The sequence below is a fragment of the Bradyrhizobium sp. USDA 4516 genome (assembly GCF_054055915.1).
On the sequence record NZ_JBSRXT010000001.1, the window covers coordinates 7,568,906 to 7,594,583 of the forward strand.

Genomic DNA, 25,678 nt, shown 5'->3' on the forward strand with positions numbered 1-25,678 from the left:
GGGCTTGATCGCTCCATTCGTGGCTTGAGGTGCTGCCTTGGATGCCCAAACCAGAGAGCGCGGGCCGTCCGGGGAGAAGCCGCGGCAGCCCGAGCGCAACCCCGAGCAAGGATCGCGCCCCGACCGCGGATCCGCGCCACAGCAGGAAACCGAGCGCAAGCCATCGATGCGCGACCGGCTGCGCGAGCACTGGCTGCTTGCCACAGTCGGCGCCTGTCTGCTCCTGCTCGCGATCATCGGTGGCGTGAGCTATTGGCTCAACGTGCGTCACTATGAATCGACCGATGACGCGTTCGTGGCCGCACGCAGCTTTGCGGTGGCGGCGAAGGTCGGCGGCTATGTCGTCGAGGTCCCCGTCACCGACAACCAGCACGTCAATGCCGGCGATCTCCTCGCGAGGATCGATGAGCGCGACTACAAGATATCAGTCGATCAGGCCAGCGCGCAGGTCGCGGTCGCCGAGGCCAATATCGCCAATGTCGAGGCCCAGATCGACAGTCAGCAGGAGCAGATCAAGGAAGCCAAGGCGCAGCAGCAACAGGCCGAGGCGCAATTGAAGTTCGCGCGGGAGGAGGCGGAGCGCGCCCAGAACCTCGTCGAAAAGGGCGCGGGCACGGTGCAGCGGCAGCAGCAGACCCGCTCGGATCTCGACGCCCAGCAGGCCAATGCCAGCCGCGCCAGAACGGCAGTGACTGCCGCCGAGCTCGGCGTCAAGACGCTCGAGGCTCAGCTCAAGAGCAGCAAGGCATCGCTGGAGCAGGCGCAGGCCCAGCTCGATCAGGCCAAATTGAACCTGCAATATACCCGCATCGTCGCAGCGCAATCCGGACGCGTCGTCAAGCTGAGCGGCGCGGTCGGCACTTATGTGGCGCCGGCCCAGAGCGTCATGATGTTCGTTCCTGACGAGGTCTGGATCACCGCCAACTACAAGGAAACGCAGCTGACGGACATGCGCCCGGGCCAGCCGGTCGAGATCAGGATCGATGCGTATCCGGGGCGCAAGCTCACTGGCCGCGTGGCTTCGGTTCAGCCGGGCTCGGGCACCGCGTTCAGCCTGCTGCCGGCGGAGAACGCGACCGGCAATTTCGTCAAGGTCGTGCAGCGCGTTCCCGTGAAGATCGTGATCGACAATTGGCCGAATGACGTTCCGATCGGGCCGGGCATGTCGGTCGTGCCCTGGACCAGGGTGCGATGAGCGACGTTGCGGCAGGCGGCGGCGCGGCCTGGTCGCCGGAGCGTTCGGCTGCCGGCGGACATAATCCCTATCTGATTGCCTTCGTCGTCTCGATCGCGACCTTCATGGAGGTGCTGGACACCACGATCGCGAACGTGGCCTTGCGCCATATCGCGGGCGGCCTGGCCGTCGGCATCGACGAGAGCACCTATGTGATCACCAGCTATCTGGTCGCCAACGCGATCGTGCTGTCGATCTCGGGCTGGCTCTCGACCGTGATCGGCCGCAAGCGCTTCTACATGATCTGCGTCGGCACCTTCGCGTTCGCGTCCCTGCTGTGCGGGCTTGCCTGGAGCCTAGAGGCGCTGGTTCTGTTCCGGATCATCCAGGGCCTTGGCGGCGGCGGGATGGCGACGAGCGAGCAGGCGATCCTCGCCGACTCCTTTCCGCCGGCCAAGCGTGGCCAGGCGTTCGCGATCTACGGCGTCGCGGTGGTGGTTGCTCCCGTGGTCGGGCCAACGCTCGGCGGCTGGATCACCGATACCTATAGCTGGCACTGGATCTTTCTGATCAACGTGCCGATGGGCTTGCTCTCGCTGTTCCTGGTCGGGACGCTGGTCAAGGAGCCGTTCGGCGCCGAGCAGGAGCGCAAGGAGCTCCTCAAGGACGGCCTGCGCGTCGACTACATCGGCTTCGTACTGGTCGCGATCGGGCTCGGTTCGCTCGAATTCGTGCTCGACGAAGGCCAGCGCAAGGACTGGTTCGGGTCCAACATGATCGTCGGCTTCGCGCTGGCCTCTGCGATTTGCCTGATCGCGCTGATCCCCTGGGAGCTGACGCGCAAGGACCCGATCGTCGATCTCCGCCTGCTGGGACGTCGCCAGTTCGGATCGTGCTTCCTGGTGATGCTGTGCACCGGCGCGGTGCTGATCTCGTCGACGCAGCTCCTGCCGCAGCTGTTGCAGACCGAGCTGAACTATACTGCGCTGCTTGCCGGGCTCGCACTGTCGCCCGGCGGCGTCGTCACGCTGATCTTGATGCCGGTGGTCGGCCATCTGGTCAGCCGCGTCCAGCCGAAATATCTGATCGCGATCGGCGGCTGCATCGTCGCATTCTCGATGTGGCACCTGACGGGACTGAACGGCGACATCACCTATGGCTATGCTGCGCTCTCACGCATCTTTCTCTCCGCCGGGCTTCCGTTCCTGTTTCTCCCCGTCACGACGGCCTCATATGACGGCGTGCCGCCGGACAAGACCAACCAAGCCTCGGCGCTGATCAACGTCGCGCGCAACATCGGCGGGTCGATGGGCGTCGCACTCGCGCAGACCGCGCTGGCGCAACGCCAGCAATTCCACCAGAGCCGGCTGGTCGAACATGCCGCGCCGTCCGACATCGGGTATCAGCAGACCATCGACACGATGACGCGCTTCTTTGAGGCACAGGGGTCGAACGCATCGGACGCCGCGTCCCAGGCGGTCGCCTGGGTCGGCCAGACCTTGCAGCGGCAGGTCGACCTGCTCGCCTATATCGACGTGTTCTGGATGCTCTCGATCATCGGCCTCGTGATGATCCCGCTGGCGCTGATCATCAAACCGGTCGATCTGACGGCGTCACCCAAGGGACATTAGAGCAGACGACATTGTGAACGCGGGAGCGGCCGAACCACGCTATGAACGGCGTGGCCGAAGGGAAATCGCGCGAGGAGCATATGCCCAGGACGAGTCTTGTCGGTGCGGGTCTGTCGGTCGTCTTCCTCGCGGCGATCAGCATCACGCGGTCGGGCGCCGAGCCCGTGCTGAAAGGCGCGGAAGCCTTCGGCGACTGGCAACGCGACAAGCCGGGCACGGTGCGCCTGATCACGCCGCAGGACTTGCCCAAGCCCGGGGCAACGGCGTCGAGCAGCAAGTTTCCGCGCGTCATGCCGAGACCTGCATCGGCCACGCCGCAGGTGCCGGCAGGGTTCAAGGTCGAACTGTTTGCGAGCGGGCTCAGCGGCCCGCGGATCATCCGGACCGCGCCCAATGGCGATATCTACGTGGTGGAAACCGGCTCCGGCCGCATTCGTATCCTGCGCAGCGCCGAGGGCGCCACCAGGCCTGCGACCAATGAAGTCTACGCAACCGGCCTGAACCAGCCGTTCGGCATCGCGTTCTTTCCGAGCGGTGACAATCCGCAATGGCTCTATGTCGCCAACACCGACAGCGTCGTGCGCTTTGCCTACCGCAACGGCGATCTCAAGACGTCGGGAAAGCCCGAGACGATCGTCGCCCGGCTGCCGCCCGGCTACGGCCATTCCACGCGTGATATCGTGTTCACGCCGGACGACAAGCGGATGCTGGTGTCGGTCGGCTCCGCCGGCAACGCAGGCGAGGGGCTGGGTCGCCCGCCGAAGGGCATCGAGGCCTGGAGCCGCGACCATGCGCTCGGCGCGGCCTGGGGCGACGAGACCGATCGCGCCGCCGTGCTCGCCTTCGATCCTGATGGCAAGAACCAGAAGCTGTTTGCCACCGGGATCCGCAATTGCGTCGGGCTTGCGATCCAGCCGGGAAGCGGCACGCCGTGGTGCTCGACCAACGAGCGCGACGGCCGCGGCGACAACCTCGTGCCCGACTATGTGACGCGGGTCCGCGAAGGCGCGTTCTACGGCTGGCCCTGGTACTACATCGGCGGCAACGAAGACCCCGCGCATGCCGGCGCGCGGCCCGACCTGAAGGACAAGGTGACGGTCCCTGACGTGCTATTGCAGGCCCACTCGGCGTCGCTTGGCCTGACCTTCTACACCGGCAGCAGTTTTCCGCCGGAATATCGCGGCGATGCTTTTGCTGCCGAACACGGCTCGTGGAATCGGTCGAAGCGCACCGGCTACAAGGTCATCCGCATCCGGCTGAAGGACGGCGTGCCGACCGGCGAGTACGAGGATTTCGTCACCGGCTTCGTCATCGGCGACAATGAGGTCTGGGGCCGTCCGGTCGGTGTGACGGTCGCGCGCGACGGCGCACTGCTGGTCTCCGAAGACGGCAACGGCACGATCTGGCGCGTCAGCCGCGACTAGCGCTGCAGGCGGCGCGCGCTAGCCGAGCCCGTCCTTGAGGCCATACTCCTCGTAGATGGTCAGGGGATCGGTGTCGGGAAACAACCGGCACTTGGCCTGCGCAAGATGCAGCGTGACGGCGCCGGCCTCACATCTGGCGGTCAGGATTTTTCGGACATCCTCCATATGCGCGCGCGGCTGATGCTTTGACGGCAATTGTTCGAGCGCCACCAGCGCTGTGGCCAGGGCCTCCGTGACCACCCATTCGTCGTGTCCGGTAATTCCCTTTCGCGGCATCGCCACACCCTCCGTAGCACCGGCTGCGACATTGTAGCGCGAGATGGGTGGGGGCTGTCATCAGCCAACATGGCCAGGGCAGCGGGGAACCGGTTCGCGTGGCCCTGCCACGATGCGCCGCAGGGAACCGGCGTGGCAGCGCGCGGAAGCAATGATTAGAACCACGAGGCTCGCTTCTTCGTCTCGGGTCAGTCCACCCAAATGTTCGCTCCCTATCTCTTGGCCTGGAGTCTTGTCCCCGACGGCGCCCCGATCGTGACGCATGCCGCACGGTTGCTGCCGGTGCGCCGGCATGGGGAGCCGGCCATGCTCAAGCTCTCGCACGAGCCGGACGAGCGCCTCGGTGCCATCGTGATGGAGTGGTGGGACGGCGAAGGTGCGGCGCGGGTTCTTGCCCGTGACGGCGACGCCCTTCTGCTCGAGAGGGCGACGGGATCGGCTTCGCTCAGCGAAATGGCGCGAACCGGCCGGGACGACGAGGCCTGCAGGATTCTCTGCGCAACGGCTGATCGGCTTCACGCCGAGCGAGCGAAGCCGCGGCCGGATCTGACGCCGCTGACGCACTGGTTTCGTGAGTTGTGGCCCGCGGCGAGGGCGCATGGCGGCATTCTGAACCGATCGGCGGAAGTTGCCGAAGCTCTGCTGGGCAGTCAGCGCGAGATCGTGGTCCTGCATGGCGACCTGCACCATGACAACGTGCTCGACTTCGGCGCGCGCGGCTGGCTTGCGATCGATCCGAAGCATCTCGTCGGCGAGCGCGGCTTCGACTTCGCCAACATCTTCACCAATCCGGATCTTGCGGATCCGACACGGCCGGTCGCGACCGAACCCGGACGCTTTGCGCGGCGGCTCGACATCGTCGTTGAAGCCGCGCGGCTGGATCGCCGGCGCCTGCTGTCATGGATCGTAGCCTGGACCGGCTTGTCGGCCGCATGGTTTCTGGGGGATGACGATCCGCTCGCCGAAATCGACCTTACGATTGCACAGTTCGCCGCCAATGAACTCGACCGGATGGCGTAGGGCGCGCAGCGACTACGCCGCCGCGGCGCTGGCTCCACTCAGCGACACGCTCAAAATCCGCCACTTCGAGATATCGAAGAAATAGGCGGCCTTGATGCGCGCGGAAGCGGGGTCCGGCGCCTGAATCGCGGTGTGGAATTGCCGCGTCCCATCGCTCAGCGAAATCCGGAATGTCTGCATTGGTCGAACCTCCACGCGCGGATGCTGCGGCACGGAGAGTTAACATCCGGTTGCCGTTGACGGCGCGCGCGACACGCTTGCTTCACTCACTCAGGTGAAGCCGGCGGCAGCCGCACCATCGTGTCCTCCGCGCCAACGACGCGTCCATCTTGCGCGCGCAATTCGAGCCGTCGCACCGGCAGCCCGTTCTTGCGGTCGACCAGCAGCACATGCGCCTCATCGGGCTCAAAGAAGAAATCCTCACCCCACTGCCGGAGCGCGACAAGAAGAGGGAAGAGCCCGCGTCCCTTTTCGGTCAGCACATATTCCTGGTAGGGGCTGCCGTCGCTTGCGGGCATCGTCTCCATGATGCCGTGCGCCAGAAGATTGCGGAGCCGGGCCGAGAGAATGTTCTTGGCAAGCCCGAGGCTCTTCTGAAACTCGCCGAAGCGGCGCAGCCCGTCGAACGCATCGCGGACAATCAGCAGCGACCACCAGTCGCCGATCGCATCCAGCGGCCGGGCAACGCCGCACATCGAGTCCCTGTGGCTCACTCGCTTGGCCATCGTGATCCTCAACACTCATTCCCTGGGGGATGATCGGCGCTCAGAGCCGCGGCCGGAAAACCACCCGATCGTGGGTTCGATATATTGGTTGCAAAGTAAAACCTCAAGCGATACACGATGGTTGCAAATTAAAACCTCCTGAGGTGCGCCATGATCCAAGCCGACGCCGCGTTCGACGGCACTTTTCCTTTCGCACCGCATTTCAGCGCGGCGCCGGGCTTTCAGATGCATTATGTCGACGAAGGTCCGCGGGACGGCGAGGTGGTGCTTTGCCTGCACGGCGAACCAAGCTGGGGCTATCTGTTCCGCCACCTCGTGCCGAGCCTCAGTGCGACGCACCGGGTGGTCGTTCCGGATCACATGGGTTTTGGCAAGAGCGCGACGCCGGCGCATCGCAGCTATTGGCTGCAGGACCATGTCGACAATCTCGAAGCGCTGGTCCGCGCGCTCGATCTCACCGACATCACGCTGGTCATGCATGATTTCGGCGGCCCGGTCGGCATGGGGCTGGCGGCCCGGCATCCGGGCCGGATTCGCCGCATCGTCTCCGCCAACGGGCCAACGCCGTTCGGGCAGAGCGATCTGTTCGATCGCGTCGCCGCCAACGCGCAGGTCTCGCCGTGGTTTCAATGGATCGCAAAGGCCGATGCGAGCGGCGACCTCGAGCCGGTTCTCGGACAGCTCGGCTTCAACATTTTGAGCACGCTGAAGCTCAACGGATTCGAGAACAACGCCGTCATCACGGACGCCTGGCTCGCCGCCTACGGCGCGCACTTCGCCCGTCCGGCGGACTGCCTCGGTGCGATCGGCTGGGCCAAGGGCTTTGCGACCGGCGCGCATCAATTCCAGACGCCCGATCCCGCCGCCCACCGCTTGATCCGCAGCAAGCCTGCGCTCGCGATCTGGGGCGAGGCGGACCGCACGCTGCGCGCGGAGCATTTCCTGCCGCTGTTTTCCGCAATCTTCCCGACGGCGCCGGTCAGGCGCCTTGCCGGCGTCGGGCATTACTGCTTCGAGGATGCGCCTGGGGAAATCGCCGGCCTGATTGCGGAGTTCATGCGGCAGACGTGACTACGCGTCACATCGTGCATTCCGCCGAGATCGCAGCCTCAAGTGTCGGCACCCAAGCCTTGTAGGCGGCCGCGGTGAAGTGAATGCCGTCGGCCATTTTCGCGCCGGGCGGCAGATGCGCATCGATGAACCGAACGCCACGCGCAACTGCGGCGGCTTCGATCGCCCGGTTGGTGGATTCGTCAGCTGCGACGGCGATGGCCACCAATGGCCGGGTCGACAGCGACTTGACGGTCTCGATGAGGTTGGCGAAGTCGCGTTGCGCCGTTGGCGATCCGGCGTCGTTGGCGCCGACCGCGAGCACGAGCAAGAATGCGCCCTGGTCCTGCAGCACGCGCCCGGCGAGCTGCTTTGCCTCCGCGATGGTCTGACCGCCAACACCGGCATTGATGACCGGACGTCCGCAGAGCTGCCGGGGCAGCGGAGCCATTTCGGTGATGCTGTCGCCAAGCACGACGATCGGCGCCGGCGCGTCGGCGAGCGCAGCGCGTATCATGAATTCGCGCACAGCCGCATGATCGTGAAAGGCGTGCTGAGACACTTCGCCGAAGCGGTTGCGCATCCTCTGCAGCTCCGCAAAGGAAGCGACAAAACCAATCAGAAAAGTAACGGCCAAAACCCAAGGTAGTGCGCGACGCATTGCTCCTCAAAGCTATCATCGCGGCTCCAGCCCGAGCAATATTCGGAAACAACCGCACAACGCCGAAGCGATCACTTTCTGCGGATCACGTCCTGCGGGAGGTGGCTGGATACGGCGGCGCACAACCCGTTACCTTCGTTGCGGCCATCTGGTGGTTGGCTATCGCGGCCGCTTTGGTCTCAGCTCCGAACCCGGCTGGACAGCGCCCAATTGAAAGCGGTGGCGGAAGGGGTGGGATTCGAACCCACGGTACCCTTGCGGGCACGCCGGTTTTCAAGACCGGTGCCTTAAACCACTCGGCCACCCTTCCGGATCAAGGATCAGGCCCTTAGCGTAGGGCGGCGCCGAACGCAACGCGAACTTGGCGGCGAAACCCGGGCCGACCCGTCATTCGCCGGTCCGTGGGCCTGGGGCTCATGCTCGCAACGCCGTTGACCGCGAGGGCCCACCTTGGCCATCATGACGCCCATGAAGCGTGTCCTCTTTCTCTGCACCGGCAACTACTATCGCAGTCGATACGCAGAGGAACTGTTCAACCATCTTGCAAGAGCCGAACAACTGGCGTGGCGCGCCTCCTCCAGAGGCGCGGCCGAGCGGGAATCGCCCGACAATGTCGGGCCGATGTCAGTCTTCACCGACGATCGTCTTCGCGCGAGCGGCATCGTTCCGGAGGGCGCAGCGCGCTTTCCGCAGCCCTGTTCATTGGCCGATTTCGACGACGCCGACCTCGTGATCGCGCTCAAGGAGACCGAGCACCGTCCGCTGATCGAGCGTCGGTTCCCCGAGGTCGCCGACAGGGTGACTTACTGGCACGTGGACGATATCGACTTTGCTCACCCGTCAGTCGCGTTGGCCATGATCGACGATCACATCCGCGCGCTGGTTTCGGCGCTCAGGTCATCGGTTCGCGCTTCAGGAAGATCTCCAGCGCAAACGTAGCCGGGCGCGCGAGCCTTCCGCTGATGCGCTCGAGGTCGTCGATGGCGACGATCTCGAGGCGGCCTTCGATCACCGTCAATTGGTCGATGGGCACGTCGCGCGCGAGGAACACCTCGCCGCGAAGCGTGCCGTTTGGGGTTGCATGATCGGGACCGGAATAGCGGCCGATCAACTCGAAACGCTCGGGCGGCAGGTAGTAGCCGATCTCCTCGTGGATCTCGCGAACGACGCATTCGAGGAAGGTCTCGGCGCCCTCCCGCCGTCCGCCAAACAGGCTGATCTTTCCGCGATCGGTAACATGCGGGAGGTCGTCGCGCAGTTGCATCAGCAGCCGGCCATCTGTGCTGACGAGAAGGGCGGACGTTCCCTCCCTGACACTGCCGGTCATCCGTACATCCTCTTCGGGAAACGGCGAGGATGCGTCACGAGTGGGGCGGGGAGAAGACAGCGCGTCTGCCGCAACCCGTTTGGCGGGGAATGAGTAGGGGTAACCGATGCCCGTCGCACGGGCGCCGGTAGAATCTCAAAAACGTTCAGCCGAAAGCGAACGCCAGCAGGCTCGAGCACAGCAGCACGAGGCTTGCTGCAGTCAGGGTCAGAAACCCGTCGGAGACCAAATCGTGATTACGCATGATACACCTGCCTTCAATCGATGCTCATCCGAATTGATTAAAGCTTTCCGAACATTCACTCCTGGAAAGAGGTGACGCGTCTTTCCGCCTTCAACGGACTGTCAGGCCCGGTACCGATAGCCTTCCACGGCGTGCGCCAAGAAGATCGCCGCACTCACCAAGCCCATCACCGCTGTAACCGTCTCGATCATCGCAAACTTCCTTTGCGCCCCACACGGAGGAGAGAACGATTGCAGGCTTGCACAGTCAAAAAGATTCAATTGTTGGAATCCAAGATGCGCCCGGACTGATGATTTGCTGCAACAGTGTGTCTGATCGCGGGACAGGCGAGGGCGTTTGGCAGGGGCGAAGGTCAGTAGAACGACGGAGGCGGCGCAACAGACCATTCACCAAGACGCCACCGCCCGCCGGCTCTCCCCATTTCCGCCGTGTTCCGGTTGCGATATCGTCACGCTCTGGTGCGGAGGTGGGCCGCACAGCGACGGCAAACGACTTCGACGCCTCGGAGTAGGCGCACGTCCGGCAGAATGGTACTTGGGGCAGATGGGGATTAGACGGCCAGATTCGATGATCCGGACGGCGCGCGGCGCCGTTGCGGTGGCGACGTGCCTCGTCCTCGCCAATTGTGCCTCCTCGAACAAGTTCGCCAACCGGGTCGACCCCAAATACGGGGTGTCGTCGAGCCCGCGCGTGGTGGCGCTGGGTGATCCCGTGCCGAAAGGCGGCGGCACCTATCGCATCGGCAAGCCGTATGTTGTCGCCGGCCGCACCTATGTGCCGGAGGAGAACGAGAACTACCGCGCCGAGGGCATGGCGTCCTGGTACGGCGACGATTTCCATGGCCGCCTGACCGCCAATGGCGAGGTGTTCGACATGGGCTCGCTCACCGCCGCCCATCCGACCTTGCCGATGCCGAGCTACGCCCGCGTCACCAATCTGAGTAATGGCCGATCGCTCGTCGTTCGGGTCAATGACCGCGGCCCGTACCACGGCAATCGCCTCATAGACGTCTCGAACAAAGCCGCAGAACTGCTTGAATTCAAAGGCAATGGCGTGGCTCGCGTCCGCGTCGAATATGTCGGCCGGGCGCCGCTCGAGGGGTCCGACGACCGCCAGCTGATGGCGACCCTGCGCACCGGTACTCCAGCGCCGTCCCCGTCGATGGTCCGCGTCGCCTCGGCACGGCCGTTCGTGCCGGAGATGTCATCCTCCTCGGGCCGGGTCCGTGGCGACGTTCCGTTGCCGGAGGGGCGGCCCTACAGCCTCGGCAACACCCAGGCCGACTACGCCTCGGTGAGCGCCACCTCGGAAATGTCGGCCTCGAGCCGGTCGCACCGCCGCGCTCTGAGCAATCCGCGCGAAGTCTCCTATGAGGGCGACGCGCGCTACGCCGCAAGCCCGAGCCCGGCGGCCGCCTATGTCCCGATCGACGCGCGCGGACCGGCCGAAGTCCTGAGCGGGCGCGGCCTCTACTGAGCCATGCGCTTACAGATCAGGCTGTTGGCCTGATCACTTCAGAAACGCAATCAGCGCCGCGTTGACCTCGTCGGGGCGCTCCTGCTGGATCCAGTGGCCGGCCCCCTCGATGATCAGCTTCTGCTTGAGGTTCGGCAGCACGCGCTCCATGTCCGCGACACGCTTGGCGCCGATCAGCCCGGTGATCACCGAATCATTCGAGCCGGCGATGAACAGCGACGGCTGATGGATCTGCGCGTCCTGCCAGGGCGCGGTCAGCTCCCAGTTGCGGTCGAGATTGCGGTACCAGTTGAGGCCGCCGCGGAAGCCGGAGTGCCGATAGCCTTCGGCGAATTCGGCAATGTCGGCCTCGGTCAGCCAGGCCGGCAATGGCATTCCGGCCGGCAGCTTGCCGAGGAAGCCCTTGGCCTCGTCGACGAACATCGAGCTTGGATCGGAGACGCCACGCCCGAGCACCAGGCGCATGGTGTGGGCGATGTCGCGCTCGAACTCGGCCTCGGCCACGCCGGGCGGCTGGAAGTACTGCCAATAGAAATTGGTGATGCCGCTGTCGCGCAGGGTCTCGAGCGGGCGACCGCGGCCGCGGAACGGCGGCGGCACGCTGAGGCCGGCGACTTTCGTGAAGATGTCGGGACGGAACAGGGCCGCGTGCCAGGCCACCGGCGCGCCCCAGTCATGGCCGACGATCATCGCGCGGGTCTCGCCGAGCGCGGCAACCAGCGCCACCATGTCTCCGACCGTATCGAAGATCGTGTAGGCGCCGACCTCGGCCGGCGCGCCGGTGCGGCCGAAGCCGCGCATGTCAGGCGCGACGACCCGAAAGCCTGCCGCGGCCAGCGCCGCGATCTGGTGCCGCCATGAATAGGACAGTTCCGGCCAGCCGTGGCAGAGCACGACCAGCGGGCCTTGCCCGGCCTCGCGCACGAACATGTCGATGCCGTTGGCGGAGATGGTGCGGGAGGATGACATTCGCGTTTCCGCCTTGTTTGCCGGTTCTGCTGACGTTAGCTGGTTCCAAGGATAGGGACGTTCAACGCAACCGGCAATCCGGCCGGCCGTGCACAAGCGCAGAAACCTCAGTTGTTTGCGATACTTCCAGCTGTTAGAACGCAGTCTCTCAGGACATCGCCGATGGCAGCCCAGACCGCAGTTCCCCGCACGTTGTCAGCTCGCGCCGGGCGTTGCTGGCGCGGCCTGGTCGCGGCCGCGGTCGCGCTGGCGATCGGTTGCGGCGGAGTGGTCTATGCCGCCAACAACAGTGTCCAGGGCGCCAAGAAGGAAGAGGGCGGGTTCGACGGCGATGCGCCGACCGCGATCCTGGTGGAGGCCTCAAGCGGCAGCGTGCTGTTCGAGAAGAACGCCGACGAGCTCCGCGCGCCATCCAGCATGATGAAGCTGATGACGGCCGAGGTGGTGTTCGACGCCATCAAGAAGGGCGACATCAAGCTCACGGACGAGTACCGGATCAGCGAGAACGCCTGGCGGCGGGGCGGGGCGCCGTCCGGCACCTCGACGATGTTCGCGGCAATCAACAGCAAGGTCTCGGTCGACGATCTCCTGCATGGCGCGATCATCCCGAGCGGCAACGACGCCTGTATCGCGCTCGCCGAAGGCATTGCCGGCACCGAGCATACCTTTGCGACCGAATTCATGACCAAGCGCGCCCGCGAGCTCGGCATGACCAAGTCGACCTTCGGCAATTCCAACGGGCTGCCCGACCCGGCCAACAAGATGACGGTGCGGGAGCTCGCAACGCTGGCGCGGCACATCATCCTGACCTACCCGGACAGGTACAAGCTGTTCGGCGAGAAGGAATTCACCTGGAACAAGATCCGCCAGCAGAACCGCAATCCGCTGCTGAACGCGTTGCCCGGTGCCGACGGCCTGAAGACCGGCTACACCAAGGAAGGCGGCTACGGCATGGTCGGCTCGGCGGTGCAGAACGACACGCGGCTGATCGTCGTGGTCAATGGCCTCGAGGATTCCGAGGACCGCGCGACCGAAGCCAAGAAGATGCTGGAATGGGGGTTCCGCAGCTTCGAGACCCGGACCCTGATCGCGGCGGATCAGCCGGTCGGCTATGCGCGGGTGTTCGGCGGCGAGAGCCGCTCGGTCAAGCTCGTCAGCCCCGATCCGATCAAGGTGATGGTGTCGAAGAACGGCAACGACAAGCTGCTCGCGCGCGTCATCTATAGCGGCCCGGTCAAGGCGCCGATCACCGCCGGCCAGAAGATCGGGGTGGTGCGGGTGTGGCGCGGCGCCAATGTCGCGATGGAGGCTCCGGTCTTCGCAGCGGACGCGGTCGGCACCGGATCGACGATGCGTCGCGCGCTCGACGGCGCTCAGGAGTTGGTCATCGGCATGTTCCGCGCAGGGGTCGAGAAGCTCTGACATGGCGGAAGCAGCAGTCCAACGGCCGAGCTTGCGCGGTCGCTTCATCACCTTTGAGGGCGGCGAGGGGTCGGGCAAATCGACCCAGATCCGCAAGCTTGCCGAACGGCTCGATGCCGCCAAGCTGCGCGCGATCGTGACCCGCGAGCCCGGCGGCTCGCCGGGGGCGGAGATCATCCGTCACCTCGTGCTGTCGGGGATGGGCAAGCTGCTCGGGCCGGAGGCCGAGACGCTGCTGTTTGCCGCTGCGCGCGACGACCATGTCCGCACCGTGATCCTGCCGGCGCTCAATCAGGGCATCTGGGTGCTGTGCGATCGCTTCTTCGATTCCACGCGTGCCTATCAGGGCCAGCTCGGGCAGGTGTCGCCCGAACTCGTCAACGCCATGCAGCGCGTGACCATCGGCGATCTCAAGCCCGATCTGACCTTCATCCTCGATGTGCCGGTCGAGGTCGGACTGCAACGCGCCGCCGCGCGCCGCGGCACCGCTACGGCCGATCGCTTCGAAGCCGAAGGCATCAAGTTCCATCAGGATTTGCGTGACGCGTACCGCCGGATCGCGGCCGAAGATCCGGAGCGCTGCGTCCTGATCGACGCTACGGCCGATCCGGACACGGTCACGGCCAGGATATGGGCCGCGCTGCGCGAACATCTGCGCGCAACGCTTGCGGCGGACAGCATCGCATGAGCGCGCGCAAGGTCGAACAGGAGAGCGCCGCCCGCCATCCGCGCGAAACGCCGGATTTATTCGGGCATCGCGAGGCGGAGACCGCCTTGCTCGATGCCTATCGCAGCGGACGAATTCCGCACGCCTGGCTGATCGGCGGGGCGCAGGGCATCGGCAAGGCGACGCTGGCCTACCGCATGGCGCGGTTCGTGCTGGCGTTTCGCAATCCGAAATCGTCCCAGGTGCAGCAGGCGCCGACGCTGCTGGTCGATCCGGCCGACCCCGTGGCGCGGCAGGTCGCGGCAGGCGCTCATGGCGGGCTGCTGGTGCTGGAGCGCGGCCTCAACGATCGCGGCGTGATGCGGACCGTCATCACGGTCGACGAGACGCGCGAGACCATCTCGTTCTTCGGCTCGACGGCTGCGGTCGACGGCTGGCGCGTCTGCATTGTCGATACCGTCGACGAGCTCAATCCCAACGCCGCGAACGCACTGCTGAAAATCCTCGAGGAGCCGCCACAGCAGTCGCTGTTCCTCCTGGTCAGCCACGCACCGTCACGGGTGCTGCCGACCATTCTGTCACGCTGCCGCAAATTGCTGCTGCGGCCGCTGGAGACGGACGATGTGGTGCGCGCGGCCGCGGCTGCAACCGATATCGAAGCCGACGATCCCGCGCTGGCGGAAGCCGCCGCAGCATCCGAAGGCAGCGTCGGGCGGGCGCTGTCGCTGCTCGGCGGCGATGCGCTGAAACTGCAGCAACGCACGGCCGCGCTGCTCGCGACGCTTCCGAGTGTCGATCCGCGTGAGCTGCATGCGCTGGGCGAAGCGCTCGGCACCAGCGACCGCGTCGCGCTCGCCGCCTTCATCGACGGCATCGATCGCTGGATGAGCGAGCGCATGCGCACGGGCGATGCCAATGCCAATCTGCCGCGCCTTGCACGGCTGGCGGAGGTATGGGAAAAGATCGTCCGCGCCGCGCGCGATACCGAAGCCTACAATCTGGAGCGCAAGCCGCTGGTTTTCTCGGTGTTTTCGATGCTCGCGGATGCGACCCGATAGACACCGCGTCTTAAACGCATCTGCTGAAAACACATCCGTCTGACAACACTCCCGACAATCTCGTTTCGATCTGCAAAGGATTCCGTGGTGGCGACCGCTAAGAAGAAATCGTCGAAAAAAGCCAAGAAGACGAAGAAGGCATCGCCCGCTCGCGCGACCAGCAAAGCAACGGCGAAGGCGCGCGCAGCCAAGAAGGCCGGGCGCGTCGCCAAGAAAGCGAAGAAGGCCGCCAAGTCCAAATCCAAGACCGGAGCCAAGGGCGCCAGGAAATCGGCGGCAAAGAAGGTCGTCAAAAAGGCCGTCAAGAAGGCTGCGAAGCAGACGGCCAAGAGCACGGCCAAGAAGGCTGCTGCGAAGGCCACCAAGGCTGCGCCGAAGAAAGCAGCCGCCGCCGCACCGGCGGCAAAGAAGCCCGCTCTGCCGATGGCTCCCGTTACCGAGAAGGCGCCGAGACCGGCAAAGGTTCGCGCGCCGAAGCAGCCCAAACCCGCGGCGGTGGCTCCTGCGGCCGCTTCCGTTCCGGTGCCCGCCGCGGACCGCGGCAACGTCTTCTACATCACGACCGCGATCGCCTATCCGAACGGGCAGCCGCATATCGGCCACGCCTATGAGGCGATCGCGACCGACGCATTGGCGCGCTTCCAGCGGCTCGACGGCAAGGACGTATTCTTCCTGACCGGCACCGACGAGCACGGACAGAAGATGATCCAGACCGCGGCCGGCGAGGGCATGACGCCGTTCGATCTCGCGACCCGCAACGCCGCGCGGTTCAAAGAGATGGACGAGCGGCTCAACGTCTCGTTCGACCGCTTCATCCGCACCTCGGAGCCTGCGCACCACAAGTCGGTGCAAGAGATCTGGCGCCGCATGCAGGACAATGGCGACATCTATATCGACACCTATGCCGGCTGGTACTCGGTGCGCGACGAGGCCTATTACGCCGAGGAAGAGACCGTCGTCGGCGAGGACAATGTCCGCCGCGGCCCGCAGGGCACGCCGGTCGAATGGGTCGAGGAGAAGAGCTATTTCTTCAAGCTGTCGGCCTACCAGGACAAGCTGCTGCACCTTTATGAGAGCCAGCCCGATTTCATCGGCCCGGATTCGCGCCGCAACGAAGTGATGAGTTTCGTGCGCGGCGGGCTCAAGGACCTCTCGATCTCGCGCACCACGTTCGACTGGGGCGTCAAGGTCCCGGACGATCCCGAGCACGTGATGTATGTTTGGGTCGACGCGCTGACCAACTACATCACCGGCGTCGGCTATCCCGATGAGAACGACAAGCATTGGCGCTACTGGCCGGCCGACGTGCACATCATCGGCAAGGACATCATCCGCTTCCACGCCGTGTACTGGCCGGCCTTCCTGATGTCGGCAGGCATTCCCGTGCAGAAGCGGGTCTATGCACACGGCTTCCTGTTCAACAGGGGCGAGAAGATGTCGAAGTCGGTCGGCAACGTGGTCGACCCCTTCAATCTCGCCGAGCAGTACGGCGTCGACCAGATGCGCTACTTCTTTCTGCGCGAAGTGCCGTTCGGCCAGGACGGCAACTACAACCACGAGGCCATCGTCGCGCGTATCAACGCCGACCTCGCCAATGATTTCGGCAATCTGGCGCAGCGCTCGCTGTCGATGATCGCCAAACAACTCAGCGGCGTGCTGCCGGAGCCCGGCGAATTCAGCGACAACGACAAGGCGATTCTGGCGCAGGCCGACGCCATGCTGGAGACGTCGCGGACCGCGATGGCGACGCAGCAGATCCATCAATGGCTCAACACGGTCTGGGCCGTGGTCGCCGAGGCCAACCGCTATTTTGCCGGCGAGGCGCCGTGGGCGCTGGCGAAGACTGATCCCGCGCGCCAGAAGACGGTGCTGTATGTCACCGCCGAAGTCGTGCGCCAGATCGCGATCATGGCGCAGGCCGTGATGCCGGAGTCCTGCGGCAAGATGCTCGACAGCCTCGGTATCGCTGCTGACGCGCGCAGCTTTGCCGCGGTCGCCGAACGGATCAAGCCGGGTACGGTTTTGCCGGCGCCTGTCGGCGTCTTCCCGCGCTATGTGGAACCGAAGACCGAGTGAGCGGTTCGAAATTCATGCTGGTCGACAGTCATTGCCATCTCGATTTCCCTGATTTCGCCGACGATCTCGACGGGATCGTCGGGCGCGCCGAGGCGGCCGGCATTGGCCGCATGGTCACGATCTCGACCCGGGTGAGACGGCTCGGCGGTCTGCTCGCGATCACGGAGCGCTTTCCCGACGTCTACTGCTCGGTCGGCACCCATCCGCATCATGCAGATGAAGAGGACGGCATCCCGGCCAGCGAACTGATCGAGCTGACGAAGCATCCGAAGGTCGTGGCGCTCGGCGAGGCGGGGCTCGACTATTTCTACGAGCACGGGTCGCGCGAGGCGCAGGAGCGCGGCTTTCGCGCGCACATCGCCGCGGCGCGCGAGACCGGCCTGCCGCTCGTCATCCATACCAGGGAGGCCGATGAGGATTGCGGCCGCATCCTGGAGGACGAGGTCGCGAAGGGCCCGTTCAAGGCGGTTCTGCATTGCTACACCGGCGGGCGCGAACTAGCGATGAAGGCGATCGCGCTTGGGCTGTCGATCTCGTTCACGGGCATCCTGACCTTCAAGAAGTCCGACGCGCTGCGGGCCCTGGCAGCCGAGCTGCCGGCCGACCGCATCATGGTCGAGACCGACGCGCCATATCTTGCGCCCGGCAAATTCCGCGGCAAGCGCAACGAGCCGTCCTATGTCGTCGAGGTCGCCAGGGTGCTCGCGGAAACCCGCGGCGTCTCCCTGGAGGAGATCTCGCGGCAGACCACCGAAAACTTTTTCCGGCTGTTCTCCAAGGTGCCGGCGCCGAAGGTTGCTGCATGACGCTGACACTGACCATTCTGGGCTGCGGCTCGTCCGCCGGCGTGCCGCGCCCGGCACTCGGCTGGGGCGCCTGCGACCCCAGCAATCCAAAGAACCGCCGCCGCCGCTGCTCGATCATGGCCGAGCGCACCATGGAGCACGGCACCACGCGGGTCGTGATCGACACTTCGCCCGATCTGCGCGAGCAGCTGATCGACAGCAATGTCGAGCACATCGACGCGGTGTTCCTGACGCATGAGCATGCCGACCAGACCCACGGCATCGACGATTTGCGCTCGGTCGTGCTGCATCAGCGCCGCCGCATCCCGGTCTACTTCAACCAGTCGACCGCCAAGGACATGATGGCGCGGTTCTCCTATTGCTTCATCTCGCCGGAAGGCAGCGACTATCCGCCGATCCTGACGCGGCATTCGATCGAGGCCGGCGAGAGCCATACGGTCCAGGGGAAGGGCGGTCCGCTGAAGCTCGCGGCCTTCCTGGTGCATCATGGCAAGATCCCGGCGCTCGGCTACCGCATCGGCGGCGCCGCCTACACGCCCGATCTGCACGACATCCCCCAGGAGAGCTGGCCGGCGCTCGAAGGTCTCGATCTCTGGATCGTCGACGGCTTGCGCTATGCGCAGCATCCCAGCCATTTCAGCGTTGCGGACGCGCTGTCGTGGATCGAGCGCTTCAAGCCGAAGCGCGCGGTCATCACCAACATGCATTCCGACCTCGACTACGAGGTGCTGCGGCAGAGCCTGCCGGCCGACGTCATCCCGGCCCATGACGGCATGCGGCTGACGCTCGACCGGGCAGGCTGAAGGCTCAGGCCGAGATCGCCTTGGCCGATCCGACCTGGTTGCGCAGCAGGAATTTCTGGATCTTGCCGGTCGAGGTCTTCGGGATCACGCCGAACACCACGGATTTCGGCGTCTTGAACCCCGACATGTGCTCGCGGCAATAGGCGATGATCTCGGCCTCGGTCGCCTTGGCGCCGTCCTTCAGCTCGATGAAGGCGCAGGGCACTTCACCCCATTTCGGGTCGGGCTTGGCCACGACTGCCGCAAACAGCACGGCCGGGTGCTTGTAGAGGATGTCCTCGACCTCGACGGAGGAGACGTTCTCGCCGCCGGAGATGATGATGTCCTTGGAGCGGTCCTTGATGATGACATAGCCGTGCTCGTCGAGCACGCCGAGATCGCCGGTGTGAAACCAGCCGCCGGCAAAGGCTTCCTGCGTCGCCGTCGCGTTCTTCAGGTAACCCTTCATCACGATGTTGCCGCGGAACATGACCTCGCCGATGGTCTCGCCGTCGCGCGGCACCTCGCGCATGGTCTCGGGATCGAGCACCGTGACGCCTTCCTGCAGCGGATAGGACACGCCCTGGCGCCGCTTCAGCTGCGCGCGCGCATCAGCCGACAGCTCGTCCCAGCCCGGCTGCTCGGCGCAGACGGAGGCGGGGCCATAGACCTCGGTCAGCCCGTAGACGTGGGTCAGCTTGATGCCGATGCGCTCGCCACCCTCGAGCACCGCAACCGGCGGCGCCGCGCCGGCGATCAGGCCGACGACGGGCTTTGCCTTACCGGCCTTTGGCGCATCGGGCGCGTTGATCAGCGTATTGTAGACGATCGGCGCGCCGCACATGTGGGTGACGCCGTGCCTCGGGATCAGTTCGAAGATCTTGGCCGGGTCGACCTTGCGCAGGCAGACATTGACGCCGGCGGCCGCCGCGATCGTCCAGGGGAAGCACCAGCCGTTGCAATGAAACATCGGCAGCGTCCAGAGATAGACCGGATGCTGACCGAGATTGCCGGCGAGGATGTTGCTGACGGCGTTGAGATAGGCGCCGCGGTGATGCGTCACGACGCCCTTGGGATTGCCCGTCGTGCCCGACGTATAGCTCAGCGCGATCGCGTCCCATTCGTCGGCCGGCGGCCGTTCCACGAAGCCGGGATCGCCCGCCGCGACGGCAGCCTCATACTCGATCTCGCCGATCCGCTTGCCGCCGCCAAAGGCCGCGTCATCGACGTCGATCACGAACGGCTTTGCGCCCTTCATCAGGGTCAGGGCCTCCGCGATCACGCCGGAGAATTCGGGATCGACCAGAATGATCTTTGCGCCGCCATGCTCGAGCTGGAACGCGATCGATGCCGCGTCGAGGCGGATGTTGAGCGCGTTGAGCACCGCGCCGGTCATCGGCACCGCGAAGTGCAATTCGTTCATCGCCGGGATGTTCGGCAGCATCGCCGCGACCGTGTCGCCATGGCCGATGCCATGGCCGGCGAGATAGGACGCAAAGCGCCTGCAGCGCTCGTAGGTCTCTTTCCAGGTGAAGCTGCGGCCCTCATAGACCGCGCTGAGATGGTCGGGATACACGGCAGCCGAGCGCGCCAGGAAGCTCAGCGGCGAGAGCGGCACGTAGTTGGCCGGCGTCTTGTCCAACCCGATCGAGTACTGGTTCTGAGCTGCACTCATGGCTCTATCCCATCCGCAAGGTGCTTTACAGGAAGCCGATCGATATCCAGGGGAAGATGGCGACGATGATCAGGCCGATCAACAGCGCCAGCATGTAACCCCAGATCGGCCGGATACCCTCGGCCGGATCGACGCGCCCGATGGCGCAGGCGGCATAATAGCCGACCCCGAACGGCGGCGCGAACAGCCCGATGCCCATCGCCAGGATGATGATCATGGCGTAGTGCACCTCGTGGACGCCGACCTGGTGCGCGATCGGAAACAGCAGCGGCCCGAACAGCACGATCGCCGGGATGCCCTCGAGCACGCTGCCGAGGATCACGAAGGCCAGGATCGAGACCGCAATGAAGGTCGCCGACCCGCCGGGCAGCCCGGTCATCGCCGCCGCCAGCGCCCGCGAGAAGCCGGACTGGGTCAGGCCCCAGGCCATGCCGGTCGCGGTACCGATGATGAACAGGATCGCCCCCGACAGGCATGCCGTGTCGATCAGCATCGGCAACAGACGTCGCCAGTTGAACTTGCGGTAGATCAAGAGGCCGATGACGAAGGCGTAGACGATGCCGATGGTCGACACTTCGGTGGCGGTGGCGATGCCTTCGACCACGGCGTAGCGGATCACGAAGGGCAGGGCCAATGCGGGCAGGGCGAATACCAACGCCTTGCCGATCTCGCTGCCGGTGGCGCGCTGGACGTGGCTGCGGTCTTCGCCGCGGTAGCGCCACCACACCAGCCCCGACAGCGTGATCGCCAGCACCACGCCGGGCAGCAGGCCGCCGGTGAACAGCGCCGAGATCGAGACGCCGGTCACCGAGCCGATCGTGATCAGCACGAGGCTCGGCGGAATGGTTTCGGTCTGCGCGCCGGTGGCGGCGAGCAGGGCGACCAGATCACCCGGCTTGGCGCCGCGCTGCTTCATTTCCGGGAACAGCACGGGCGCGACCGCGGCCATGTCGGCCGCCTTCGATCCGGAGATGCCGGAGACCAGATACATGGCGCCGACCAGCACGTAATGCAGGCCGCCGCGGACATGGCCGAGCAGGCTCGCCAGGAACGCCACCATGGCCCGCGCCATGCCGGTCATCTCGATCAGGAGACCGAGGAAGACGAACAGCGGCACCGACAGCAGGATCAGATGGCTCATGCCCTCGTCCATCCGGCCGACCAGCACCATCAGCGGCGTCCGCGTGGTCAGCGCCAGGTAGCCGAAGATCGCCATGCCGAAGGCAAAGCCGATCGGTACGCCGGCGAACACGCAGAAGCCGACCACGCCGACGAAGAAGATGATCAGGTTGAGATTGCCGAGCGGCCGCAGCATCGGCTGTGCCAGCCAGAACAGCCCGATCAGCGCAGCTACGGTCAGCGCGGCCAGCAGGAAGGTCCTGAAATCGCCGACCCGCGCCAGCCGCAGCAGCGCGAACAGCGCCATCAGGCAGGTGCCGACCGGCAGCGCCGCCGCGCGCCAGGTGTTGGATATCTGCAGCGCCGGCGTCGTGATGAAGCTCTCCTCGTAGGCATATTCATAGGCCGGCCGCACGATCAGGATCAGGAACGCCAGCGCGGCGCAGGTCGCGACGACGTCGAGATAGGCCCAGAGCCGCGGTCCCGCGCTTGCGACCAGCGCCGTCATCCGCATGTGCTCGCCGCGGCGAAACGCCACCGCCGAGCCGAGCATCGCGAGCCACAGGAACAGGATCGACGCCAGTTCGTCGGACCAGATCAGCGGCGCATGGAGCACGTAGCGCGACACCACGCCGGCGAACAGGATCACGACCTCGGCGACGACAAGGATCGCCGCCGGGATTTCCACCAGCATCCCGAGCGCCGCGTCGATGGAACCGAGGACGGAGCGGCGGCGAGGGGGCTGCGACGCCGCCTCGCCGGCCACGGCCGGCGTCATCTCGACATGAGCCATGGCAAACCTCCCGCTTGATTTGATCGATCAGGACAGTTTGCCGACGGACTTCTCGAGCAGATCCCAGGCCTTCTCGCCGTACTTGCCCTTCCACTCGGCGTAGAAGCCGGCGGTGCGGAGCTTGTCGCGGAACGGCCCGACCTCGGGCTGGTTGAACACGAGCCCCTTGCCTGTGAGCTCCTGCTTCACGGTGGCGTTCAGCTTCTCGGTGTCCTCACGCTCCTTGACGGCCGCCGCGTTGACGTTCTTGGCGACGATGGTCTTGATATCGTCCGGCAGAGCCGCCCAGGCCCGGCGGTTCATCAGGAACCAGAAGCCGTCCCACATGTGGTTGGTCATCGAGCAGTATTTCTGCACCTCGTAGAGCTTCGCCGCCGAGATCAGCGCCAGCGGGTTTTCCTGGCCTTCGACGATCTTGGTCTGCAGCGCCGAATAGACCTCGCTGAAATTGATCGAGGCGGGCGATGCATCGAACGCCTTGAACATCGAGGTCCACAGCGGCGACACCGGCACGCGGATCTTGAAGCCCTTGAGGTCGTCGGGACCGGTGATCGGCTTGGTCGACGATGTGGTCTGGCGGAAGCCGTTGTCCCAGATCTTCTCCATGACCTCGAGGCCGGCCTTGTTGATCTCGCCGCGCACATAGGCGCCGAGCTCGCCGTCCATGGCCTTCCAGACCGTGGGATAGTCCGGGAATGCGAAGCCGATGCCGTTGATCGAGGCGGCCGGCACCAGGGTTGCCAGGATCAGGCCGGACAGCGTGAAGAACTCGACGCCGCCGGAGCGCACCTGGCTCAGCATGTCGGTATCGGAACCGAGCTGGCTGTTCGGGAACACCTGCAGGTCAAACCGGCCGTTGGTCTCGGTCTTGATCGCCGCGGCCATCTCCCGGGCGCGCGCCACGAACGGATGCGACTCCGGCAGGTTGTTGGCGAACTTGTAAGAGAACTCGGCCGACTGGGCGCGCGCGACATAGGGCGCGCCGATCCCGCCGAGGGCGGCGGAAGCGGCGGAAACCTTCAGCAGCGTGCGTCGTGAAAAGCTCATTGGTTGCTCCCTCAAGAGGCTTGTTGTTGTTCTGAGATGCCATCCTATACGGACCTGATGCCGCGGGGTCACCAGCGATCTCTGCACAGCTGGGGCTTATTGCAGCGTCCGTACGCGGCGGCAATATCGGCTTTCAGACGAGATGCGCGCGCGTGCATCGCTGCGGCACCAGCACCGGCTAGGCGACAGTTCGGGACACACCGCCACGCGCGCCAACTTGCGGACCAGTGCGAAGATTTCCCACTAAATATCTGATCTAATTGTAGATATAAATATTCCATAATATACCTTATGCGAATTATGGATATGGGCGTGCCTACGATCACCGGCAGCTATCCCATAGCTCCGCTCACCTTCGCCGTGACGCCGAGAATCAGGAACCTTGGCTCCGTCTGACAGATCGACGGCCCAGTCCTACCTTCCAGCGGTTGAGCGATGAGCCGTATCAGCCAGGCACGCCTGCCTCGCAGCTACGCATCGCCAGCGTCAGCTCAGCCCCAGGAAGCAGGTATTGCCCACCCCTGCTCCGATTGCCCTGATACCGGTACCTCGTTTCGGCCCGTTGTCGCTTCAGTCGTCGAGGGTCCACATCCGGAGGATATCGGCCGTGGATGCCACCTCGATCTGAATGCTGAAGCGTTCGGCATAGAGCTGCAGCAGCGCGTCATGGCTTTGATCGGAAGAGCTGCACAGGGCGTCCTCGGCCACGATCACCCGGTAGCCGATATCGATCGCGGCCAGCACAGTGGCGAGCACGCACACGTCGGTCTCACCGCCCGACACGATCACCGTATCGATCCCATGCGCATCCAGATGAGCTTGCAGGCGCCCGTTGCCGAACGCGTTGTAGATCGGCCGGTCGATGATGGCGGCCGGCGGCACACAGGCGGCGAGCGCCGGCACGAGCTCGACCAACTCCGGATCGAGCCGCTCGCGGGTCACGCATTCCCATTTCTCGTAATAAGCCCGCCAAATCCCTCGCGCGTCGTGCTTCGAGCGCGGCGGAATGAAGCGGGTGAACACGGTACGTTCAGGCGCATGCCGCGCCAGCTCGATGATGCGCGGCAGCACGCGGTCCATCCAGGGCGTCGCCCAGGGCGCTCCGGGCTCGAACAGCCGCTGCATATCGATGCAAAGGTGCGCCGCGCGCGGACCTGGCGGGCTCAGAAGCTGTCCCATCGCTCACTCCTGCGCGCGCCGACCGGATGCCGTCACACGCAAGCTCAGCCGCCGAGGCCGCGAAAGGCCCCGCCGAAGCGGGGCCCGGAACGCGGTCCCGTTCACCATTTCTGGCGGCCGTACCAGTCGTTCACTTCCTTGGCGGCTTGATCCTTGGCATAGCCGTAGCGCTGCTGCAGACGGCCCTCGAGCTGGTCCTGCTTGCCGTCGATCACATCGAGATCGTCATCGGTGAGCTTGCCCCACTGCTCCTTGACCTTGCCCTTGACCTGCTTCCAGTTGCCTTCGACACGATTCCAATCCATTGCGGTTCTCCCTTGAACGATGAGACCGACCAACGGGCCGGCCGAGGCTTCGTTCCGAAGGCACGTTGCGGCAAGACTTCGCAATCCAGACTTCGCAATCCGACCAAGCTCCATCGTGACCCGCTCGAATGTGCGACGGCCGACGAGGCGCTTTGCCACGCATCGATCAAGGATAGGAACTTGCTTTCCGCACTCGTGTTGGCACTCCGGACTATTCACCCAACACACGGAGCGACCAATGCCGGACAAGGATCTCAGCGCCCTCTTCCTCGATACCCTCAAGGACATTTATTACGCGGAAAAGCAGATACTGAAGGCGTTGCCGCGGATGGCCAAGTCCGCCGAGTCCGACGATCTGCGTGCGGCGTTCGAGAAGCATCATGACGAGACCGAAGGACAGATCGAGCGGCTCGAGCAGATCTTCGACCTGATGGGCAAGCCGGCGCGCGGCAAGAAGTGCGACGCCATCGAGGGGATCATCGACGAGGGTAAGGAGATCATGGAGGAGTATGCCGACACGCCGGCGCTCGACGCGGGCCTGCTCTCGGCAGCCCAGGCGGTCGAACATTACGAGATCGCCCGCTACGGCACCTTGAAGGCTTGGGCCAACCGGCTCAGCATGAAGGATGCGGTCAAGCTCATCGACCAGACCCTGGCCGAGGAAAAGAAGACGGATGAAGCGCTCACCAAGCTTGCCGTCAGCGGCATCAACGCCGAAGCCGCCTGACGAGACGCGCGATGAAGCGACGTCCGCTTTGTACACATGCTCGCA

Annotated in this window: 25 protein-coding genes and 1 tRNA gene; 14 read left to right on the forward strand and 12 right to left on the reverse strand. The window is 65.1% G+C overall.

The features are described 5' to 3' along the window. The first annotated feature begins 37 nt into the window (after positions 1-37). The 3 genes from ACVI1L_RS34810 (at position 38) to ACVI1L_RS34820 (ending at position 4,229) form a co-directional block, all read left to right on the forward strand. Entirely contained in the window at positions 38-1,195 is a 1,158-nt protein-coding gene (locus ACVI1L_RS34810) for an HlyD family secretion protein (RefSeq protein ID WP_253623888.1), read from the forward strand. Further along, positions 1,192-2,805 carry a DHA2 family efflux MFS transporter permease subunit gene (locus ACVI1L_RS34815; RefSeq protein ID WP_456784957.1) on the forward strand — a complete coding sequence of 538 codons (1,614 nt, stop codon included), beginning with the start codon at positions 1,192-1,194 and terminating at the stop codon, positions 2,803-2,805. Before ACVI1L_RS34810 ends, ACVI1L_RS34815 begins: the two co-directional genes overlap by 4 nt. Positions 2,806-2,885: 80 nt before the next feature. After that, positions 2,886-4,229, forward strand: a complete 1,344-nt coding sequence (locus ACVI1L_RS34820; protein ID WP_057018723.1) for a PQQ-dependent sugar dehydrogenase — start codon at positions 2,886-2,888, stop codon at positions 4,227-4,229. 18 nt (positions 4,230-4,247) lie between these two features. On the opposite strand, the gene ACVI1L_RS34825 is transcribed toward ACVI1L_RS34820, so the two are convergent. Continuing rightward, positions 4,248-4,505 (reverse strand): hypothetical protein, encoded by a 258-nt coding sequence (locus ACVI1L_RS34825; RefSeq protein ID WP_028340659.1) that lies wholly within the window; start codon positions 4,503-4,505, stop codon positions 4,248-4,250. A 201-nt stretch (positions 4,506-4,706) separates the two neighbouring features. Here ACVI1L_RS34825 and ACVI1L_RS34830 point away from each other — a divergent pair, with 201 nt between their 5' ends. After that, positions 4,707-5,525 carry an aminoglycoside phosphotransferase family protein gene (locus tag ACVI1L_RS34830; protein WP_057018670.1) on the forward strand — a complete coding sequence of 273 codons (819 nt, stop codon included), beginning with the start codon at positions 4,707-4,709 and terminating at the stop codon, positions 5,523-5,525. 12 nt (positions 5,526-5,537) lie between these two features. Here the strand turns inward: ACVI1L_RS34830 and ACVI1L_RS34835 are convergent, their stop codons facing one another. Beyond that, positions 5,538-5,705 (reverse strand): hypothetical protein, encoded by a 168-nt coding sequence (locus tag ACVI1L_RS34835; protein ID WP_016847764.1) that lies wholly within the window; start codon positions 5,703-5,705, stop codon positions 5,538-5,540. Between the two features lie 86 nt (positions 5,706-5,791). Then, on the reverse strand, positions 5,792-6,250 hold the full coding sequence (locus ACVI1L_RS34840) for a winged helix-turn-helix transcriptional regulator (protein ID WP_082653901.1): 459 nt from the start codon (positions 6,248-6,250) through the stop codon (positions 5,792-5,794). Positions 6,251-6,400: 150 nt separating this feature from the next. Between ACVI1L_RS34840 and ACVI1L_RS34845 the strand changes: the two genes are divergently transcribed. Next, positions 6,401-7,321, forward strand: coding sequence for an alpha/beta fold hydrolase (locus tag ACVI1L_RS34845; RefSeq protein WP_456784958.1), 921 nt, complete (start codon positions 6,401-6,403; stop codon positions 7,319-7,321). 7 nt (positions 7,322-7,328) lie between these two features. Here ACVI1L_RS34845 and ACVI1L_RS34850 read toward each other — a convergent pair whose 3' ends face one another. After that, a complete protein-coding gene (locus tag ACVI1L_RS34850) occupies positions 7,329-7,883 on the reverse strand; it encodes an SGNH/GDSL hydrolase family protein (RefSeq protein WP_456784959.1) in 555 nt (184 codons plus the stop codon). Between the two features lie 298 nt (positions 7,884-8,181). Next, positions 8,182-8,271: transfer RNA gene (locus tag ACVI1L_RS34855), tRNA-Ser, on the reverse strand. Between the two features lie 149 nt (positions 8,272-8,420). Here ACVI1L_RS34855 and ACVI1L_RS34860 point away from each other — a divergent pair. Then, a complete protein-coding gene (locus ACVI1L_RS34860) occupies positions 8,421-8,900 on the forward strand; it encodes an arsenate-mycothiol transferase ArsC (RefSeq protein ID WP_456785646.1) in 480 nt (159 codons plus the stop codon). Here ACVI1L_RS34860 and ACVI1L_RS34865 read toward each other — a convergent pair. Next, positions 8,854-9,288 (reverse strand): NUDIX domain-containing protein, encoded by a 435-nt coding sequence (locus tag ACVI1L_RS34865; protein WP_076828839.1) that lies wholly within the window; start codon positions 9,286-9,288, stop codon positions 8,854-8,856. The two genes, ACVI1L_RS34860 and ACVI1L_RS34865, sit on opposite strands and share 47 nt — an antisense overlap. 787 nt (positions 9,289-10,075) lie before the next feature. On the opposite strand from ACVI1L_RS34865, the gene ACVI1L_RS34870 reads away from it, so the two are divergent. After that, entirely contained in the window at positions 10,076-11,008 is a 933-nt protein-coding gene (locus tag ACVI1L_RS34870; protein WP_082653899.1) for a septal ring lytic transglycosylase RlpA family protein, read from the forward strand. 33 nt (positions 11,009-11,041) lie between these two features. Here the strand turns inward: ACVI1L_RS34870 and ACVI1L_RS34875 are convergent, their stop codons facing one another. Continuing rightward, positions 11,042-11,977 carry an alpha/beta fold hydrolase gene (locus ACVI1L_RS34875; protein ID WP_076828838.1) on the reverse strand — a complete coding sequence of 312 codons (936 nt, stop codon included), beginning with the start codon at positions 11,975-11,977 and terminating at the stop codon, positions 11,042-11,044. A 162-nt stretch (positions 11,978-12,139) separates the two neighbouring features. On the opposite strand from ACVI1L_RS34875, the gene ACVI1L_RS34880 reads away from it, so the two are divergent. The 6 genes from ACVI1L_RS34880 (at position 12,140) to ACVI1L_RS34905 (ending at position 18,809) form a co-directional block, all read left to right on the forward strand. Further along, positions 12,140-13,399 (forward strand): D-alanyl-D-alanine carboxypeptidase family protein, encoded by a 1,260-nt coding sequence (locus tag ACVI1L_RS34880; RefSeq protein WP_456784960.1) that lies wholly within the window; start codon positions 12,140-12,142, stop codon positions 13,397-13,399. A 1-nt stretch (position 13,400) separates the two neighbouring features. Continuing rightward, complete coding sequence (gene tmk / locus ACVI1L_RS34885) at positions 13,401-14,087, forward strand: dTMP kinase (RefSeq protein WP_253608602.1); 687 nt, start codon at positions 13,401-13,403, stop codon at positions 14,085-14,087. After that, positions 14,084-15,124, forward strand: a complete 1,041-nt coding sequence (locus ACVI1L_RS34890) for a DNA polymerase III subunit delta' (RefSeq protein ID WP_076828832.1) — start codon at positions 14,084-14,086, stop codon at positions 15,122-15,124. Before tmk ends, ACVI1L_RS34890 begins: the two co-directional genes overlap by 4 nt. An 87-nt stretch (positions 15,125-15,211) precedes the next feature. Further along, positions 15,212-17,200 carry a methionine--tRNA ligase gene (gene metG / locus ACVI1L_RS34895; protein ID WP_456784961.1) on the forward strand — a complete coding sequence of 663 codons (1,989 nt, stop codon included), beginning with the start codon at positions 15,212-15,214 and terminating at the stop codon, positions 17,198-17,200. A 14-nt stretch (positions 17,201-17,214) separates the two neighbouring features. Beyond that, on the forward strand, positions 17,215-18,006 hold the full coding sequence (locus ACVI1L_RS34900; protein ID WP_057018720.1) for a TatD family hydrolase: 792 nt from the start codon (positions 17,215-17,217) through the stop codon (positions 18,004-18,006). Then, a complete protein-coding gene (locus tag ACVI1L_RS34905) occupies positions 18,003-18,809 on the forward strand; it encodes an MBL fold metallo-hydrolase (protein ID WP_057018661.1) in 807 nt (268 codons plus the stop codon). The genes ACVI1L_RS34900 and ACVI1L_RS34905 overlap by 4 nt, the downstream gene beginning before the upstream one ends. 4 nt (positions 18,810-18,813) lie before the next feature. Here ACVI1L_RS34905 and ACVI1L_RS34910 read toward each other — a convergent pair whose 3' ends face one another. The 5 genes from ACVI1L_RS34910 to ACVI1L_RS34930 all read right to left on the reverse strand — a co-directional run bounded on the left by ACVI1L_RS34910 (position 18,814) and on the right by ACVI1L_RS34930 (position 24,906). Then, the gene (locus ACVI1L_RS34910) at positions 18,814-20,463 is read right to left on the reverse strand and encodes an acyl-CoA synthetase (RefSeq protein WP_456784962.1); all 1,650 of its coding nucleotides are present in this window, start codon (positions 20,461-20,463) and stop codon (positions 18,814-18,816) included. Positions 20,464-20,488: 25 nt separating this feature from the next. Then, positions 20,489-22,375: a TRAP transporter large permease gene (locus ACVI1L_RS34915; protein WP_156436347.1), complete on the reverse strand. Its 1,887-nt coding sequence runs from the start codon at positions 22,373-22,375 to the stop codon at positions 20,489-20,491. Positions 22,376-22,402: 27 nt separating this feature from the next. Next, positions 22,403-23,422, reverse strand: a complete 1,020-nt coding sequence (locus ACVI1L_RS34920; protein ID WP_456784963.1) for a TRAP transporter substrate-binding protein — start codon at positions 23,420-23,422, stop codon at positions 22,403-22,405. Positions 23,423-23,992: 570 nt separating this feature from the next. Further along, the gene (locus ACVI1L_RS34925) at positions 23,993-24,601 is read right to left on the reverse strand and encodes a cysteine hydrolase family protein (RefSeq protein WP_456784964.1); all 609 of its coding nucleotides are present in this window, start codon (positions 24,599-24,601) and stop codon (positions 23,993-23,995) included. 101 nt (positions 24,602-24,702) lie between these two features. Next, positions 24,703-24,906 (reverse strand): CsbD family protein, encoded by a 204-nt coding sequence (locus tag ACVI1L_RS34930; protein WP_028331989.1) that lies wholly within the window; start codon positions 24,904-24,906, stop codon positions 24,703-24,705. Between the two features lie 238 nt (positions 24,907-25,144). On the opposite strand from ACVI1L_RS34930, the gene ACVI1L_RS34935 reads away from it, so the two are divergent. Continuing rightward, on the forward strand, positions 25,145-25,633 hold the full coding sequence (locus ACVI1L_RS34935; protein WP_456784965.1) for a YciE/YciF ferroxidase family protein: 489 nt from the start codon (positions 25,145-25,147) through the stop codon (positions 25,631-25,633). Positions 25,634-25,678 lie beyond the last annotated feature (45 nt).